This is a genomic window from Profundibacterium mesophilum KAUST100406-0324, from assembly GCF_009835145.1.
Classification (GTDB): Bacteria; Pseudomonadota; Alphaproteobacteria; order Rhodobacterales; family Rhodobacteraceae; genus Profundibacterium; species Profundibacterium mesophilum.
In genome coordinates this window covers 24,191-41,309 of sequence record NZ_APKE01000021.1, presented here as the reverse complement: position 1 = coordinate 41,309, position 17,119 = coordinate 24,191, and the positions used below count along the sequence as shown (strand labels likewise).

Here is a 17,119-nt window from a genome sequence, read left to right as displayed (position 1 = left end):
AAACTCCTGCCCTAATCTCCGTCAGGTGCGAAATCTCAGGTCAGGTGAGAATTGGGAAGGTGCGGGCCAGGAAACGCTTACTGTGCTCTTCACGGAGCCCTGACAGATCGTGTAGAGAGTGTTTCCTGTCCCAGTGACGGTCGTGTGAAGGAGACCTGCGATGGCTCCGAACTGGCCCGCTGCCGCTGGCGCTCGAGCGTCCCGTGCATCGAACGCGGTAGACAGCAAACGAAACACGGGAAATTTCCCGAGAAACAACCTTGGGTTGTAATTCTGGGTGCCGGCAGCCATCGCAAATCGCCCCTCGGAGGTCCGGATCAAGATCGGAGCCGTGATTTGCGGGCGTGATACCATGCCTCGGTTTGGCGCAGGGCATACCTCATGGATGACGGGGCCAGCATGTAGAGCAGCCAGGGGAGGTGCGACATGGCGCCGGGCTTCTCCATCACGGCGGACAGGACGAGCTTGCGGCCTTCACGCGCGGAACCGGCCGGTTCGCGAAGCTCCCGCCGGGCACTTTCCATCAGGTAGGCATGCGCCTGACCGCTTCGCCGCAATGCATGGCGATTGCGCTCCCACAGCATATCGCGCGCCGTCATGTTCGCGCGGAATGCCTTCGAGCGCTGATCGGCCCCGTCATCGCGGTAGAGGGCGAGCGGTTCGGGAATGGCCGCCACGTCGTAGAGCCGCGCCGCGCGCTGCAACCAGTCCCAGTCCTCGATCGCGGGCAGGGACGGGTCGAACCCCCCGATGACATTGAGGACTTCGCGGCGCACCAGCCCGCTCGAGGTCGGGGCGCGCACCGGGTTGTCGAGCAGGGCAGGCTCGAAGATCCGCCCCTGCGCGGCGGCATGGCGCAAGACCGATCCACCCGGCTCCGCGATCTCGAGCCCGGTATGGCAGAACCCGACACGGGCGGGCAGGGGCAGCATCACCGCCATCTGCCGCGAGAGCTTCTCGGGATGCCACGTATCGTCGGAATCGAGAAACGCGATCCAGTCGCCGCGCGCCTGCGCGATGCCGCGATTGCGGGCACTGGCGACACCGCCATTCTCCTGGCGGATGACGCGCAGGCGTGGATCGGTGATCCTTGCCAGCCGCGCGCCAGTGTCGTCGCGCGATCCATCATCGACCACCAGGAGCTCCAGCGCCCTCCATGTCTGACCAAGGACACTGGCCACCGCGCGTTCGGCGAGGTGGGCGCGATCGAAGGTGGGAATGATGACGCTGACGAGTGGCCCGGTGACGGGCAGATCGCCGCTACGCATTGGTGGGGCAGGGGGCGTTGACGGGGCGGGGGCCAAGGGCAGGGGCGGCGGAATGCGTCCCTCGGCGCGGCGTGCGGCCAGCCGGGCAAGGAACGCGCCCGCACCGCGCCGAAGGCCGGCGCCGCGCGGTGCCCCCCCGATGCGGCGCAGCAGGGCCCCGCAGTCATCGGCGGTCGCGGTCCCTTGCGCATCGCTGGCCAATGCCGCGATCGCCTCGGCCAGCGGCGCGCGATAGGCCGCGATCCGTCCCGCGCGCTCGATCTCGGTGACGGTGTTTTCCAGCGCCCTCAGACGCGAGCGGAGGCCGGACTGCGAAAACCGGTGCCCGCTCAGGGAGACCGCCCCCTCGGGCGCGCGGCGATACAGCGAAAGGCCTTGGGTGATCTCCCGCCCCGTGAAGCCGCGGGCTAGGGCGCGGCGCATCAGATCGCCGTCATCGTCGACGCCGCATTCCGTGTCCCACCCGCCGGAGGCCGTGAAACCGTCCCGCGTCCACAAGATCGCGCAGGGCGGCCAGTATCGCCCGGTCAGCCAGCCCGCCAGAAGGTCCGCACCGGGCCGCGCGGGGGGCACGGAGGGCGGTGCGGCGATCCAGATGCCGTTCCTGAGCTCGTACCGGTCCCAGGGGCAGAGCGCGAAGGCGCGGGTCTGGCCCGCGAGAGCCCCGTCGAGTGCCCCGTCGAGCGCGGCCAGCGTCGGCGGCGTCAGCAGATCGTCGGCATCGAGGAACATCAGGCGGTCCCCCACCGCCGCCGCCGCCCCGATGCCGCGCGCCGCCGCCGCCCCCGAGGCCGGTCCCGCCAGCACCCGCACCTGCGGCGCGAAGCCTTCCGCGATGTCCCGGCTGCCGTCGCGCGATCCGTCATCGACCACGATCACCTCATCGGGCGGGCGGGTCTGGTTGAGGACCGAGCGCAGGGTCTGCGCAAGGAAGGCCGCGCCATCGCGGCAGGGAATGATGACCGAAAGACGGCTCACGCGGCGCGGTCCAGAATGCTCTCGATCTGCGCACGGGTGACTTCGAGATCGCGGCGCAGCGGATGCCCCGCGCCGACACCGCGCGCCGCGACATAGCCGTAGCGATGCCCGAGGGCGGCGGCCATCGCGTAGAAGTTGGGATTGGGATAGCCGGGATCGGCGATCTCGATGATGGTCGTGCCGGGCGCGCAGAAGAGCATGTTCGCAAGTCCCGCGCCATGCGGCGCCAGCAGCAGCTTGGTTCGCGACATCAGCGCGACCTGTGCCTCGAAAGTGAGATGCTCCATCTCGGCGATCTTGAAGCCCTGCGCCTCGAGAAACGGCACGAAGGTCTCTTCTCCCAGAAGCCGGCGGCCGCGTGCGGCGCGGCGGGTGACGAAGACCTTCTCCGCGCCGCCCGGCGGATCGGCGGCGGCGCTCCTCGCGGCGGTCAGAAGCTCGGGGCGGAAGCGGTCGCATTCGAGGAGGACCAGTTCATCGGCGGCGAGCACCGCCCCGCGCGGCAGCTCGGCGGCGGGCGCAACGCCGATCCGCGCAAGGCTGGCATCCACCCAGGCCGGGCGATCCATCGGCAGGACGAGATCACCGAGCTCTCCCAGATCGCGCAGGCAGACGAGCTTTCCCAGATGTGCCGTGAACCAATGGGCGTAATTGTCGAAGACCCGCTCGGCGATCCAGACCGCGCGCCGCCGGTGCATGTCGGGCGCGCGCCGGGCGAGGGGGGCGTGGAAGGGGCGGTGGCGTATCTCGCGCAGATCGAGACTGCGGCCCGCGGCATCGAGGATCGCCGGTGAGAAATCGCCAAAGGCCGTCCGCCCCGTCAGCACGCGCGCATCCGCGATGCTCAGAAGCCGCGTGGGACCGGCGGCCCGCAACGGCACATCGCTGAACGAGAAGCCGAACCAGCCGGCCTCGCGGGGAAGCCCGGATGCCGGCAAACCGATGGGAAGATCGGCGGGAACGGGGGCCGGGGGATGGATGATGCTGGCGGTCGCGGCCTCTGCCGCCGGAACGTGGCGCCGGTAGCGTCCGGCAAGGAGCATCGGCGGCACACCCGCCTGCGCCGCGCGCCTGCCCCACCGCTCGCCCATCCAGCGCAGGCGGCGGCGCAGCCGACCCGGCAGTCCCGTGACTTCGGCCTCGGCGGGCGCAACGTAGAGGGGGACGTTCTTGCTCATGTCTGTCTCGTCCAACTGGAGTGGCCCGCTCTCACCTCGCGGCAAGCGTTCGGAAGATCTCGGCATAGCGGCTGTAGCAGGCCTCGTCGGAGAAAAGCTCGGCCCGCGCGCGCGCGGCGGAGCGTGAAAGGGGGCCGCCGTGGTCGAGCCCGCGTGCGAGCGCCGCGCGAAAGGCGGATGCGTCTTCGGGCGGCACGACGATCCCGGTCGCCTCCGTCAGCACCTCGGGGATGCCGCCGATGGCGGTCGCGGCGGCCGGGGTGCCGCAGGCCAGCGCCTCGATGAGCGCGAGCGGCATGCCTTCGCGGCGCGACGGCATGGCAAAGAGGCTCGCGCGGCGCAACGCGCGGCGCAGCGCCTCCGGCTCCAGATGCCCCGCGAGGTGGACCCGCGCGCCCAGGCCGAGCCGCGCGATGCTGCCCTCCAGCTCGGCGCGGTCCGCCCCCTCGCCGGCGATCGTGCATTGCGCATCCGGCAGCCCCGAGAGCGCCTCGAGAAGGATGTCGAACCCCTTGTTCGGCAAGAGCCGCCCGGAGGCCACGATCCGGCCCGGCTCGGCCTCGGGCGGGCCGGGGCACCAGAAATGCGTATCGGCCCCGTTCGGGATCATGTGAAGGCGGTCTTCGGGCACGCCATGCGCGCGCGCGACCTGCGCCAGCTCGCCGGAGACGACCGTGACCGCGTCGGCCGCGGCCAGAAAGCCGGGAAGGCGGGCCGCCATGCCCGGCGTCGGCTCCAGAAGGTCGGCGCCGTGGCCCGAGAAGACGAGCCTGTATCCAAAGACCGGACGCAGCGCGAGAAGATAGGCCGCGGCGCCGGTCATGAAATGCAGGTTCACCACCGCCGGTCGGACACGCGCGAGGAGCCGTGCGAGCTGCAGCAGCGAGCGCCCCGCCCCCGGAAGCGCGCTCAGCGTGGGCCGCCCCCCGCGCCCCGCGCCGACCTCCAGATCGATCCGGGTGCCGCTGTCGGGCGTCTCGTCGGGGCCCGCGCGGACCGGCGTGAGACCGCGCGGAGGCAGCTCCTCGACGAGGCGGTCCATCATCCGCTGCACGCCGCCACGGTCGGACCGGGGGGTCGCCGAGAGGAGCAGGATGCGGGGGAGGGAGGATGCGGTCATGGTGATCTCCGGCAGGCTGCGGCGGCGCTGCCTTGCGGCGCGCGATGGTGCGGGGGACAGGTTCGGCTCACTTGGCCCGCGCCCGGCGCTCGCGGCGCAGCGCCGCGCCATAGCCCGCGATCATCGCGACCTGGCTGAGCCCGATCAGAAGGCTTTGGCCCAGCCGGTTATGGCCCTCCTTCCTGAGCGGATAGCCCAGCATGTTCAGGTAGAAGCCGGCGCCCTCGAGCTTGGAGCGCCCGTCGGCACGCGCGTTCATCGCCTTGTGCAGATCCCGCAAACCCCGCCCGTAGCCGGCATGCTGGCGCCAGAACGTCCCCATGTCGAGCGCATGGGCATGATCGACGACGGCATCCGGCGCATAGACGAGGGTTCCGCCGGCCGCGCTCCAGCGAAGGCTCAGATCCCGGTCCTCCGAGGCGACGGCGAAATCGCCGAAACCGCCGACCGCCAGGAAATCCTCGCGCCGGAAACAGACATTGTTCGTCGTGAAGAAGGTCATCCCGCTGCCATGCGACTGGTAGAAGTCGTAAAGATAGCTGCTGAGCGACTGACTGGCCGAGGAGTAGACATTGCGCGGCAGCGCGTTCTCGATCCGGCCCCCGACGAGCCGTTTCTCGATGCCCCCTTGCGCCGCGACGAGCCGGGTAAGCCAGTCGGGCCGGGGGCGGCAATCGTCATCGGTGAAGCAGATGAGCTCGGCCCCTTCGGCGGCCCTGACGCCCCGGTTTCGTGCCTGTCCCGGCCCGGCATTCGGCTGGCGGATGCATTCGGCCCAGTCGAAGGGCGCGCAGACCCCGGCAAGGGGCGTGTCGCTGCCGTCATCGACGACGATCGTGCGCACCGGCCCGCCATCGAGCCCGGCAAGCGCCTCGAGACAGGTGCGAAGCTCTTCGGGGCGGTTGTAGCTTGCGATGACGATGGCCGTCTCGCGGCCCGCGCCGGTATCATCCACGTGTTTCGCATCGCGCATGGCGGTGTCCTCCATCGTCATTTCCTTGCGCCTTGGGGCTGCACGTCCGTGCGTTCACCCCCGCCCGTGAGCCGGTCGAGGCCCGAGCGCACCCAGAAGAAGCCCAGCCCGCCGCACAGGTAATGCAGCCAGAGCACCGGCACGGCGAAGACCGCGTCGGCCGCACTCTGCTCGCGCAGAAGGCGGCGCAGGAAGCGCCGGTTGAAGACTGCGAGCAGTCCCAGCGAGGCCGCGACCAGCCACAGCCCCGCGCCGCGCGCGGCGAGCATCAGCACAAGACCCGCAAGCGTGGCGGAGACGCACAGGACCGAGAGCTGGCCCGCGCGGCTCACGTTCAGCGCCGCCGGGGCCGATCCATGGCGCGGCGCGGCCAGAAGGCGCGCCCAGGGGATCGCGCGGTCGAAGAGGTCGGTGCGCATCATCCCGCCGAGCGACCAATGCTTGAGATGGGTGCCCTGCAGCTCCGGATGGATCGCGATGGGCCGGCCGGCCCCATGCAGGCGCAGCCCGAACTCCACGTCCTCCATCATCCGCTGTCCGGCATCGAAGCCGCCCTGCGCGGCGAAATCCCCGGCCCTGACGGCGCCGCATCCGGTCCAGAAGGTGGAGGCCGGGCCGGCTCCCTCGATATGGACGTGACGGTGCAGCATGTTGCGGATGCGGCTCACCCGGCCCGGCGCGGCGGGCCGTGCGTCATAGGCGCCGAAGAGCGCCGCATGGTCCGGGTGGGCGGCGAAGAACGCGGCGATCACGGCGCGCGCATCCGTCGCCACCACCACGTCGGCATCGACGAAGAACAGGATTTCGGCATCGCTGTGCGCGGCGCCGATGTTGCGCGCGCCCGCCGCGCCGACATTCGCATCCAGCACGATCGGCGCGATCCCGCGGGCGCGGCAGATATCGGCGGTCCCGTCGCTGGAGGCGTCATCGACCACCACGATGTCCCCCGGGGCGAAGCCGGCGGCGGCGAGCCCGTCGAGGCAGGGACCGATCACGCCCGCGCCGTTGTGCACGGGGATGATGGCGGCGATGGCCGAAGTGTTCTTCATGCTGACTGCACGCGGTCCTTTCACGGCTGCCGCCGCCCTAGCGGGAGAGCTGCGCGAGCAGGGATTTCAACCGGCCCGGCAGGATGAAGTTCCCAAGATGGAACAGCAGCTCGGCCCGTCCGGCCTGCCCGAAGGACCGCGCCTTGCGCAGCAATGCGAGCGCGGCCCTGCGGTCGCCCTGGCGCGCGGCGCGGATCGAGGGCAGGGTCAGGGTGAAGGCGGCGGCGGCGGCGGGCGTGACGAGATCGCGCCGCTGCTCGATCCAGGTCACGTCGTCCTGCCAGTTGCCCTTCATCGAGATACGGTCGCGGTCATCCATGCGCCACACGGCCATGGGGCGCTCTGGCGCGGCGAAGAGGATGCCGGTCCCCTCGGCCCGCGCCGCGCGCAGCAGCCAGTCGATATCGACGAAGCGCTTGCAGTCCGGATCGAAGGGCACTTCGGCAAAGAGCGCGCGGGGCGCGAGGATGGTCGAGGTCTGGATCGCGCCGTCGCCCGTCGGGGGGCGCCGGCGGCGAAAGAGATAGTCGCCCATCGGCTCGCCGGCGGCGGGCAGGCGGCGCGGCCAGAAAAACTCCTGCGTCTCGGTGCGCGCGAGAAACCGGCAGGTGACGATGGGCCGGGGCAAGGCGCAGGAGCGCGCGGCTTCGATCTGCGCCGCGAGCTTGCCCTCCAGCCACAGATCGTCATCGTCGAGAAGCGCGATCCACGTGCCGCGCGCGGCGCGGATGCCGCAATTGCGGGCCTCGGCATTGCCGACATGCGCCCCGGGCCGCACGATGCGCAGACGCGGATCGCCTATCCGGGCGAGGGAGGCGATGGCGGCGGGATCGTCGCCGTCGGGCACCACGATCACCTCGAGGCTGGGCCCCTTCTGTGACAGGGCCGAGGTGACGGCCTCGAGCACCATCTCGGGGCGCCCGTAGGTCGGGATGACAACGGAGATCTGGGGAAGGTCGATATCGGTCATGAAACTGTCCTACCTGCCGCTGCGGCATTGAGGATGAAATGGTTGCTGCCGGGCTGGTCAGGGACGGCCCTGTGCCATGCGCCGGGACTATGGTGTGGCGGGGGCGCGTCGCGGCGCCCCATCCGTGGCGTGTGACCCTTCCGCGCGGCGGCGGAATGGAAGGGTTGCCAGATACAGTGCCAACCCCCGCGTCATCGACGCGAAACCGGGACCATCGCCTCCTTCAAAGACAATGCCGTCCCGAAATGCAAGCCCGCAGCGGTTGCCGCGCGCGGCCTCAGCGCGCCCAGGCGCGGGCGAGCAGGTAGACGCTCCAGAACGAGAAGCCGATGATCTCCAGGTAGTCCTCGAGCCCGACCCCGAGCGGCCGGATGCCCAGCATGTCCTCGGTGGCCGCAAGCCCGAGCATGGCGAGAGCCGCTACGGCGACCATGGCCAGCGGCTGCAGCATCGCCATGGGATCGAGGACCAGGGCGATGACGAGAAGCGCGTCCTCCCACAAGATCACGTGGCTCTCCTCGAGCCCGACATACCAGGCGGATTCGTGCAGCATCAGCAGATCGTCCGCGCCCAGGAACAGCGTCAGGAGCGCGAGGACCAGCAGGGCCAGCATCGCCTTGCGCGGCTCGCGGCGCCGGTGCTTCAGCGTCTCGAAGGCGAGGATCGCGCCCGACATCATCAAGAGGCCCGATGGCGCGTATTCGAGGATGCCGTAATAGAATGGCTGCCCGGCGATCGCGTTGGCATCGCGGTAGAGAAGCGCGCCCGGAACGCCCGTCGCGCGGCGGATCAGGGAGGCCATGGAGGATCACCGCCGCGAGCGATCCGCCAGCGGCGAGCCACGCGGCCGCCGCGCCGAAACTTGCCTTGTTCACCCTTGATGTCATCGCAGAAATTCTCGTTCTCGCGCCTCTTGGCGCTTCAATATCCAGAGTAATATCCAAAGCGTTCTTTATAGCTCAAGGCGATCCGGGGTCCACGGGTTCCGACAGGCTTTCCGCCATGATCGCGGCGGCTTGGAGATGGCGGAGTGGCGGGCCGCAAAGGCGCGCGGGCGAAGGGGCTCCATGCGATCCCGGTCCTTCCGCGCTCCCCTTGCGGACCCGTCGCGGCCCCGCATGGCGCAAGACTGCCGGACGCCTCGCCGATTGGCCAAGCCCGCCACCCGGCCAGACACGCGTGCGGGGCCGGGTGGCAGGCTTGGCTTTGCGCCCCGAGGGCGCGCCGCCTACATCAAAAGCCGCAGCGCTTCGAGCGCCCGGTTCAGCGGGGCCTCCGAACCGTCATCCCCGGCGATTTGCGATGCCGATCCCGGCAGGATCAGGCGGTTCGCGCTGCGCTCCATGGCCTCGGGGGCGTCCCGCGGCACGCTGTCCTCGTGGAAATCGAGCGCCACCCCTTTCGGCCCGATCGAGACATGGGTGATCCCCAGCGTGCTCGCCCGTCCTCTCACGGCGGCCAGAAGCAGCAGGTTGCGGGCCTCCTCGGGGGGCGGGCCGAACCGGTCCTCGACCTCGTCGGCGAGACGGTCGGCCTCCTCGGCGCTCGATGCCCTGGCGAGCCTGTTGTAGAGCGTCGCGCGCACCTCGGGGCGGGGGATGTAATCGGCGGGCAGGGCGGCCGCGACCTCGGTCCCGATATCGGGGCGGGCCCGCGGCGGCTCTCCCTTGGCCTTGCGCAGGGCCTCGGCGAGCATGTGGGCATGCAGCGCGGGACCGATGCGCGCGTCGTGCCCGCTCTGCGCATCGCCGAAGAGATCGCCGGCGCCGCGCTGGTCCATGTCGGCCACCGACAGGGTGAAGCCCGCGCCGAGGCTGTCGGCCGCCGCGAAGGCGTCGAGCCGCGCGCGGGCCGCCGCGCGCATGCCCTCCTCGTCCGAAGCCGCATCATCGCCGGGCGCGGCGGAGACGGGCGCATCGCCTCCGGAGGCCTCCGTCAGCAGCCAGCAATAGGCCTGCTCGGCGCCGCGTCCCACCCGGCCGCGCAACTGGTGCAGCTGCGCAAGACCAAGCAGTTCGGGGCGCAGCACCACCATCGTGTTCGCGCGGGGAACATCGAGCCCCGATTCGATGATTACCGTGGCCAGCAGCACATCGCCCGCGCCATCGGCGAAGCCGGTCATCACCTCGTCGATCTCGCGCGCCGGCAGCTTGCCATGCGCCACCTTGATCGAAAGCTGCGGCACCAGGCGGGCAAGGCGCGCCCGTTCCTCCTCCATGTCCTCGACCCGCGGCACCACGACGAAGCTCTGCCCGCCGCGCCGCCATTCGCGCATCAGCGCATCGCGCAGCAGCGTCTCCGCCTGGCGCGGGCGGTCCGACAGGACGGTGCGCACGGGCCGGCGGCGGGCCGGCGCCGTGGTCAGCAGGCTCAGCTCCTGCACACCGGCAATCGCCCCCTGGAGGCTGCGCGGGATCGGCGTCGCGCTCATCGACAGGACATGCACCCCTTCGGCAAGATCGCGCAGGGCCGTCTTGTGCTTGGCGCCGAAGCGCTGTTCCTCGTCGATCACCACGAGGCCGAGATCGTGGAACGCGCAGCCCTTGCCCAGGATCGCATGGGTGCCGGCCACGATCCCGATGCGCCCATCGGCAAGACCCTCGCGCACCCGCCGGGCCTCGGCGGCGGTGCTCAGGCGCGACAGGCCGGCAACCTCGATCCCGGACCCCTCGAAGCGCCGCGCCAGCACGCGCGCATGCTGGCGCGCGAGAACGGTGGTGGGCGCGATGAGCGCCACCTGCGCGCCCGAAAGGGCCGCCGCCGCCGCCGCGCGGATCGCCACCTCGGTCTTGCCGAAGCCGACATCCCCGATCAGGAGCCGGTTCATCGGCGTGCCGGATGCCAGGTCGTCCAGCACGGCGCGGATCGCCCGCCTCTGATCCTGCGTCTCGGTCCAGGCGAAGGCGGCCGCGATCTTCTCATAGGCCTTCGCGGGGGGGCTCAGCTTGCGCGCCTTCGTCTCCCGGCGCGCGGTGGCGGCCGCGAGAAGGGCCTCGGCGCTGCGCTCGACCGTCTTGGCAAAGCGCGCCCGCCGGCTCTCCCAGGTCTTGCCGCCGAGCTTGTCGAGCGAGACCGTGCCGCTGTCATGCCCGTAGCGCCACAGGCGGCCGGCATCGGAGACTGGCACGAGGCTGGCCTCGTCGCCGGCATAGCAGATACGGATCGCCTCGCCGCCCTCGATCTGCGTCAGCCCCTCGAACCGGCCGAGCCCCTCATCCTCGTGGATCACCAGATCGCCCAGGTGCAGATCCTGTGCCTCGGCGAGCCAGGGCGGCACGATCGTGGCCCCGCCGGTATCCTCGGCGCGCGTGCCCAGCACGTCCCGGGCGGTCAGCACGAGACAGGCATCGTCGCGAAAGCCGCGCTCGAGCGGGGCGCAAAGGCTCGCGATCTCGCCATCGGGCAGGGCGAGGGCGGCGTCCCAGTCATCGACCTCGCGCACCGGGCCGGCCCCCGCGGCCATGCGGCCGAGACGGGCACGGTCGCGTTTCGTCGCGGCAAGGAGGATGGCGCGCCCGGCCTCCTCGACGGCCTCGGCGAGCGCGGCGCGCGGGCGCCGGCTTCCGGCGATCTCGGCGCCCGGCGCGATCCCGTCAAGTTCGAGCGGGTGAACCCACGCGGCGATCCGCTGCCATTCATCGGGCGCGAGGTAGAGCGCATCGGGGGGCAGGGCGCGCCGTGCCTCGGCGCCCGAGATCTCGGCCTCGAGCCTGTGGGCCTGTTGATCGGGAAGCGCCTCGATCAGTCCCTCCATCCGCGCGCATGCGCCGGGGCCGGCAAGGATCGGCGCGTCCTTCATGTGATCGTGCAGGCGGCAGAGCCTGTCGCGGGCCTGCGGCAGCCAATGCTCGGCGCCGCGCCACGGGGCGCCCTGTGTCCCGGGATCGGCCTTCTCGGCATCCGCGTCCTGCTCCCCGGGGGTCTCGGCCCCATCATCGAGGCTCCCGCCGCGCCGCATGGGGGGCGGCATCTCGCTTGCCGCATCTATCACCAACGTCTCCACCGCGTGGGTGGTGATCTGCGTCGCCGCGTCATAGGCGCGCAGCGTCTCGATCGCGCCATCCTCGAAACCGATCCGGAAGGGGCCGTCGGCGGCCGCCGGGAAGATGTCGACCACCGCGCCGCGCAGGGCGATCTCGCCCGGCTCGTCAACCCGCTCGTCGCTGCGGTAGCCGTGATCGCACGCCCAGCCCATGAAATCCTCGGGAGAGAGCGCGTCGCCCGGTGTCAGCTGCCGCCAGGAGATGTCGCCGGCGCAAGGCACGCGCTGCGCCATGGCGCCGGGGGAGGTGATGACGAGGCAGGGGCCCTCCTGCGCCATGCGGCGCAGCACCGAGAGCCTGTGACCCATCGCGGCCGCCGAGGGCGACGCCCAGTCATAGGGCAGGCAGTCCCATGGCCGAAAATGCAGCACCCGGGTGCCCGGCAGGGCGGCGCCGAGGAAGCGGGCGATGGCTCCGGCGCGCATGTCGTTGCGGCTCAGGTGAATCGCACGCTCCGAGCCGGCGCCTTGCAAGGCACGCAGAAGACGGACGGCTTCGGCGCCCGCCGGGTGATCGGTCGGCATGAAGCGCCCCCTCTTCGGTTGTCGTGAGGGGCAACATGGCCCGGCCCGGCCCGGTTCCGGGGCGCAGGGATCGGGGGGAGAGCGGCGGCGGATCGGCGGTGGATGCGCGGGCGCGCCCGGATCCCGGGGCGTCAGCCGCCCCCCGTCCCGCGCGCCTCTCCCGGGGTCATGCCGGTGGCGGCGCGGAAGCTGCGCGAGAAGCTCGCCGCGCCCGAAAAGCCGCAGGCCCGCGCCGTCGTCTCGACATCGGTGCCGGCGCGCAGCAATGCGCTGGCATGGGCCATGCGCCGGGCCTGGAGCCGCTCGCGGAAGGTGCCGCCGCCATCGCGGGCCAGGAAGCGCTGCAGGCTGCGCTCGCTGAGCCCGCAGGCCTGGGCGGCCTGGGCGAGGGTGGCGCGCGGCTCGGCGAAGACCGCGTCGAGATGCGCCTCGAAGGCGGCACCGACGCGGGCATCGAAGGGGATGGTCACGGGGGGGGCACCGGGGCCACCGGTGCCGCCAGCCTCGCCCCGCCCGCTTGCCAGGCGTTCCCGCATCTGCGCGATGACCCGGAGCGAGCGGGTGCAGCGGGCCAGGAGTTCCTCGGGCTTGAACGGTTTGGCAAGGAACTGCTCGGTGGCCAGGTCGCTCGCCCGCCCGCGCGTCAGCCGGTCGTCATGCCCGGTCAGGATGACCACGGCGAGCTGCGCGAATTCCGGCGCGTCGCGGATCTCGGCGATGAGGTCGAGCGCGTTGCCATCGGGCAGGATCACGTCACTGACCAGAAGGCCGATCGGATGACGGTTCAGCGCCCGGCGCGCGGCCGCGAGCGAGCGTACTCCGCGCGCCGGGCCAAGGGCGCTCAGGACCTCGCAGATATACTCGCACAGATCGCTGTCATCCTCGAGGACCAGGATCTCGCCTTGCCCGATCATGGGCGGATCGCCCGGCTTCGCCGGATCGTCCCCACCGCCCGCGCGCGGTGCCGCGGGATGCAGGGTGCCCTCCGCTTCGTTTTCCGCGCCCCCCGCTTCTTCTTTCGCGCCTCCCGCCTCCTCCGGCGCGGCACGCGGGCTGGGCCCGCTTCCGGGCGCGGGCAAGAGCGGCGGCTCATCGCCGCCATCCTCGCGCGCCGCGCCCCGCTCGCCGCCCCGCTCGCCCGCCTCCCGCGCGCCGTTCGGCGCGAGGCTCCGCAGCTGCAGGGGGCCGGAGGGGGCGAGCGTGTGACAGGGCAGCCCGATGGTCACCGTCAGCCCGCCGAGCCCCTCCGATTGCTCGCCCGTCGACAGGACCATCCTGCCGCCGCAATCGAAGACGGCGGCGCCGGCGATCTCGAGCGGGCGGCGCGGCAGGCTCTCCGCCTTGCCCTCGGCAAAACCCTGCGCGCCGCGCAGCGCCTCGGGCGAGGGGCCCGGCCCGCCGGTTGCGACGGACAGATGCAGCCTGTCGGTGGAGAGGGCGATCTCGGTCTCGATCGTGCCTTGGGCGGGGACGCGCTCCACCGCGTCCGACAGGACCGCGCCGAGGATGGTCTCGAGCGCCTCGTTGTCGAGCGTCGCCGAGCCGAGCGTCTGCGGCATCCGCGCGCGCAGGCCGCTCCCGGCGGCCGCCGCGCGTTCGTGATGCAGGGCCAGGACGGGGATCACGAGCCGGTCGAGGTCGATCGTCACGCGGCGCGGCTCGAGCGGCAGCGCGTCGGCGACGGCCGCCATCTCGCGCACCAGGGCGCCGAGCTGGTCGGAGGCGCGGCGCATCACGGCCAGCAGGCGCGTGTCGATCCGCTCCGTGCGCCCGGCATCGGCGAGCGGCGCGGCGATCATCGCAAGCGGGCCGCGCAGCTCGTGGGACATGCGCATGTAGAAGCGGCGGCGATGCTCCAGCTCGCGGCTCAGCGCGGTGTTGGAGGCCCTCAGGCGCAGGCTCGACTGCGTGAGCTCGGCCGTCTTGCGCGCCACGCGCGTCTCGAGCACGCGGGCCCGCGACTGTGCCAGGTGCAGCCGCCCGCGGATCAGCATCCACAAGAGCGCCGCCGCCCCCAGCAGGGTCAGCAGGCGCCCCCAGAGGCTCTGCCAGAAGGGTGTGGGGATCAAGAATTGCGCCGCCGTCACGACCGGCCCCGCGGTGCCGTCGGCGCCGGCATACCTGACTTGCAGGCTGTAGGGGCCGGGGGCGAGGCGGTCCCAGTCCATGCTGTGGGCGACGCCGTCGGAGCTGCGCCATTGCGTATCGACCGGCAGCAGGCGCGCATCGAGCCGGTTGCGGGGGGGATCGGTGAACTCGATCACGCGCGCATCGAGCCTGAGGCGCGGCGGCTGGCCCGCGACCGGCAGCGTCACATCGGTCGTGAGCACCGGCGGGCGGGTGCGCAGGCCAAGCCTCATCGGGTTGAAGATCGACAGGCCGGACACCCCGCCCATCGCCATCCGCCCGTCCGGCAGGTCCGCGAAGGCGTTGAAGTTGTATTCCGGCCCCTGCAACCCGTTGCGCGCGCCGAAAACGGTCAGCGCGCCCGAATGGTTGGGATCGTAGCGCACCAGCCCGTTCGAGCTGGGCAGCCACAGCCGGCCCGCCCGGTCGCGCCGCACCGCGTAGAGGCTCTCGCTGAGGAGCCCGTCGGCGCGTCCCACGTGGCGCGCCGTGCGCGTGCCCAGATCGATCCGGCTCAGCCCGCCGCCGGTGGCCGCCCAGATGATCTCCGGATCGCCCGGATCGACATGGATGCCACGCACGTCGTTGTCGCGCAGAAGGCCCTGCTCGCGCGTCAGGGTGGTGAACCGGTCCTCCTCGGGGTCATAGAGGCTCAGGCCGCCGCTGGTTCCGATCCAGAGCCGCCCGGTGGGGTCGGTCTCGATCGCGCGGACGCGCGCATGGGGCAGGGCGCCGGGGCCGGTGCCGGGGCGGTAGCGGGCGATCTCGGCCAGCTCGGCATCGAGCCGCACGAGCCCGTCATGCGTGCCGACCCAGTAGCCGCCGGAGCGGGCGGGCCGGATCAGGCGCACGTAATCCTCGCGCAGCGCACGCGCGGTGACGCGGGGCAGGGCGGAGGCGGCGTTCTCGAGCCGGATGATGCCGCGCCGCCGGATCGCGAGCAGCAGATCGCCTCCCTCCCGCAGGATGTCGCGGATATCGGCATCCTCGCCCGCCGCGCCCACCTTGCGAAAGCGCGCCCCGTTCGGCGACAGAAGGCTGAGCCCCCCCGCGGTGCCCACCCAAAGCCCCCCCGAGGCGGCCGGGGTCAGCGCCCAGACCATCGCCGAAGGGGGGCCGCGCGTGCCGCCCGGATCGCCGACATAGCTGACCACGGCGGCCTCCACCGCCGCCCCGTAGGCGATGCCGCTGTCATAGGTCCCGATCCAGGCGGTGCCGCGCGGCCCGATCCGCAGGGCCGTCACCGTGTCGCTCGGCAGGCTGCGGCGATTGCCGGGAAAGGCGCGGTGGTTGATCACCGAGCCGTCCTGCGGGTCATGGATGAAGATGCCCTGCGACCAGGTCGCGACCCAGAGGCGGCCGATCTCGTCCTCGGCGAGGGCGGGGATGTCGGTGGCGGGCAGGAAATCGGCCTGCGCGAAGGCCTCGTCCCCCGCCGCGCCATGCCACAGGCCGCCATCCTCGAAGCCGGCCCAGACGTGGCCGGCACTGTCGAGAAGCAGGTCGCTCACCCGGCGCGGCGCGGCTTCGGCGTTGCGCGTGGCGATCCTCCTGATCCGCCCGCTTTCGGGCTCGTAATGGAACAGGCCCTCCCCATCCGTCCCGAGCATCAGCCCGCCGGGCACGGGCAGGATGGCGCGCACCGGGCTGTCGATGCTGCGGGCGGCCTCGATGGGCGCGCCGGCGACCGGGTCGAACACCGCAAGGCCGGTATCGCTGCCGATCCAGATCCGACCGCCCCGCCCCTCCTCGACGACATGCACGTCATCGGCCACGGCGCCGGTGCCGCCATGCCAGACATCGCCCGCCCCGCTCGCCGGATCATAGCGGGTGAGCCCGCCGCCGTAGGTGGCGATCCACAGCGCCCCGCGATGATCGAAGGTCAGGTCCGTCACGTAATCGCTGCGCAGGCCGTTGCGGCCCGACGGCTCCCTGTAGAGGATTTCGACACTTTCGCCGTCGAAGATCGAGATGCCGTCATTCGTCGCGATCCAGATCCGCCCGTCATCCGATTCGGCGAAGGCGGAGACGAGGCTTGCCGACAGGCCCTGGTCGAGCCCGACCTGCGTGACCCGGCGCGGCATGATCGGCGGCGGCGCATCCGGGCGGGGGGGAGCGGCCGCCGGGCCGGGGGTCGGCGCGTCCATGGGGGCGGGGGTCGGCGCGTCCATGGGGGCGGGGGGCGCCGTTTCCATGGAGCCAGGGATGTCCGCGCCGGGCGGTTTGTCGACGACGGGCGGCTTGTCGATGACGGGCGGATCGTTCGGGCGATGCAGGACCGGGCGCAGGAGGCCCGGCGGGGCCGGGTGGCCCGCGCCGGTCGCACCGAATGCGCCAGACAGGCCGGACGGGCCGATCGGGACGATTGAGCCGGACGCTCCGGAGGCACCGGCCGCAGGACCGCGCGCGGGCCTGCGCAGGGCGACGGTTTCGATATGTCCCGGTGCGGCATGCGCTGCGTTGCCTTGTGCCCAGAGGGGTGCCGGACAACCGGGAGCGGTGGCAATCCACGACAACACAACCCAGGCCGTCTTGGCGCGCAGGGTGATGCCACCTTGGCGCCCCGGCGTGCCGGGACCGCGTCCGAGCCGGGCCCATGTCATGTCGCCGAGCATCAAATACCGCCTTTCCAAGGGCATAGCCCCATACACTGTTAATATTTATTGCACATCCCGCCAAGCCTTATCCGAACGCGCCAAACTCCTCCGGCGCATTGTGATTGAACTTGCGCCGGCTCGGGAAGGGTTACGATTGTGAAGTCGAGCCCAAGACCAACTTGCATTCCAGCGATCGACTAGGTGATCCATGACCCGCCCGGCCCGCACGGAGCCACACCGGCTCTCCCCTCTCGAACCGCTCCTCCGCACTGTCTTCCGCATGGTTGCGGGC

9 protein-coding genes are annotated in these 17,119 nt (G+C 71.6%); all 9 read right to left on the bottom strand.

Annotated features, from left to right (window positions below):
* Nucleotides 1-317: 317 nt before the first annotated feature.
* Nucleotides 318-2,246, bottom strand: a complete 1,929-nt coding sequence (locus PMES_RS08875) for a glycosyltransferase family 2 protein (protein WP_159965356.1) — start codon at nucleotides 2,244-2,246, stop codon at nucleotides 318-320.
* A complete protein-coding gene (locus PMES_RS08870) occupies nucleotides 2,243-3,424 on the bottom strand; it encodes a glycosyltransferase family 61 protein (protein WP_159965355.1) in 1,182 nt (393 codons plus the stop codon). The genes PMES_RS08875 and PMES_RS08870 overlap by 4 nt, the downstream gene beginning before the upstream one ends.
* Before the next feature lie 31 nt (nucleotides 3,425-3,455).
* The gene (locus PMES_RS08865) at nucleotides 3,456-4,544 is read right to left on the bottom strand and encodes a glycosyltransferase (RefSeq protein ID WP_159965354.1); all 1,089 of its coding nucleotides are present in this window, start codon (nucleotides 4,542-4,544) and stop codon (nucleotides 3,456-3,458) included.
* 67 nt (nucleotides 4,545-4,611) lie between these two features.
* A complete protein-coding gene (locus PMES_RS08860) occupies nucleotides 4,612-5,532 on the bottom strand; it encodes a glycosyltransferase family 2 protein (RefSeq protein WP_236549753.1) in 921 nt (306 codons plus the stop codon).
* 2 nt (nucleotides 5,533-5,534) lie between these two features.
* Complete coding sequence (locus PMES_RS08855) at nucleotides 5,535-6,566, bottom strand: glycosyltransferase family 2 protein (RefSeq protein WP_159965353.1); 1,032 nt, start codon at nucleotides 6,564-6,566, stop codon at nucleotides 5,535-5,537.
* Nucleotides 6,567-6,603: 37 nt separating this feature from the next.
* Nucleotides 6,604-7,536: a glycosyltransferase family 2 protein gene (locus PMES_RS08850; protein WP_159965352.1), complete on the bottom strand. Its 933-nt coding sequence runs from the start codon at nucleotides 7,534-7,536 to the stop codon at nucleotides 6,604-6,606.
* Between the two features lie 277 nt (nucleotides 7,537-7,813).
* Nucleotides 7,814-8,338: a DUF8692 domain-containing protein gene (locus PMES_RS08845; protein WP_159965351.1), complete on the bottom strand. Its 525-nt coding sequence runs from the start codon at nucleotides 8,336-8,338 to the stop codon at nucleotides 7,814-7,816.
* A gap of 426 nt (nucleotides 8,339-8,764) precedes the next feature.
* On the bottom strand, nucleotides 8,765-12,103 hold the full coding sequence (locus tag PMES_RS08840; protein ID WP_159965350.1) for a TRCF domain-containing protein: 3,339 nt from the start codon (nucleotides 12,101-12,103) through the stop codon (nucleotides 8,765-8,767).
* Between the two features lie 131 nt (nucleotides 12,104-12,234).
* A complete protein-coding gene (locus PMES_RS08835) occupies nucleotides 12,235-16,845 on the bottom strand; it encodes a two-component regulator propeller domain-containing protein (protein ID WP_159965349.1) in 4,611 nt (1,536 codons plus the stop codon).
* Between the last annotated feature and the right edge of the window lie 274 nt (nucleotides 16,846-17,119).

What these genes read in the sequence shown, in the direction of transcription:
- PMES_RS08835 (WP_159965349.1), bottom strand. Translation starts at nt 16,845, where the DNA reads ATGCTCGGCGACATGACATGGGCCCGGCTCGGACGCGGTCCCGGCACG.
- PMES_RS08870 (WP_159965355.1), bottom strand. Translation starts at nt 3,424, where the DNA reads ATGAGCAAGAACGTCCCCCTCTACGTTGCGCCCGCCGAGGCCGAAGTC.
- PMES_RS08860 (WP_236549753.1), bottom strand. Translation starts at nt 5,532, where the DNA reads ATGGAGGACACCGCCATGCGCGATGCGAAACACGTGGATGATACCGGC.
- PMES_RS08850 (WP_159965352.1), bottom strand. Translation starts at nt 7,536, where the DNA reads ATGACCGATATCGACCTTCCCCAGATCTCCGTTGTCATCCCGACCTAC.
- PMES_RS08840 (WP_159965350.1), bottom strand. Translation starts at nt 12,103, where the DNA reads ATGCCGACCGATCACCCGGCGGGCGCCGAAGCCGTCCGTCTTCTGCGT.
- PMES_RS08865 (WP_159965354.1), bottom strand. Translation starts at nt 4,544, where the DNA reads ATGACCGCATCCTCCCTCCCCCGCATCCTGCTCCTCTCGGCGACCCCC.
- PMES_RS08845 (WP_159965351.1), bottom strand. Translation starts at nt 8,338, where the DNA reads ATGGCCTCCCTGATCCGCCGCGCGACGGGCGTTCCGGGCGCGCTTCTC.
- PMES_RS08855 (WP_159965353.1), bottom strand. Translation starts at nt 6,566, where the DNA reads ATGAAGAACACTTCGGCCATCGCCGCCATCATCCCCGTGCACAACGGC.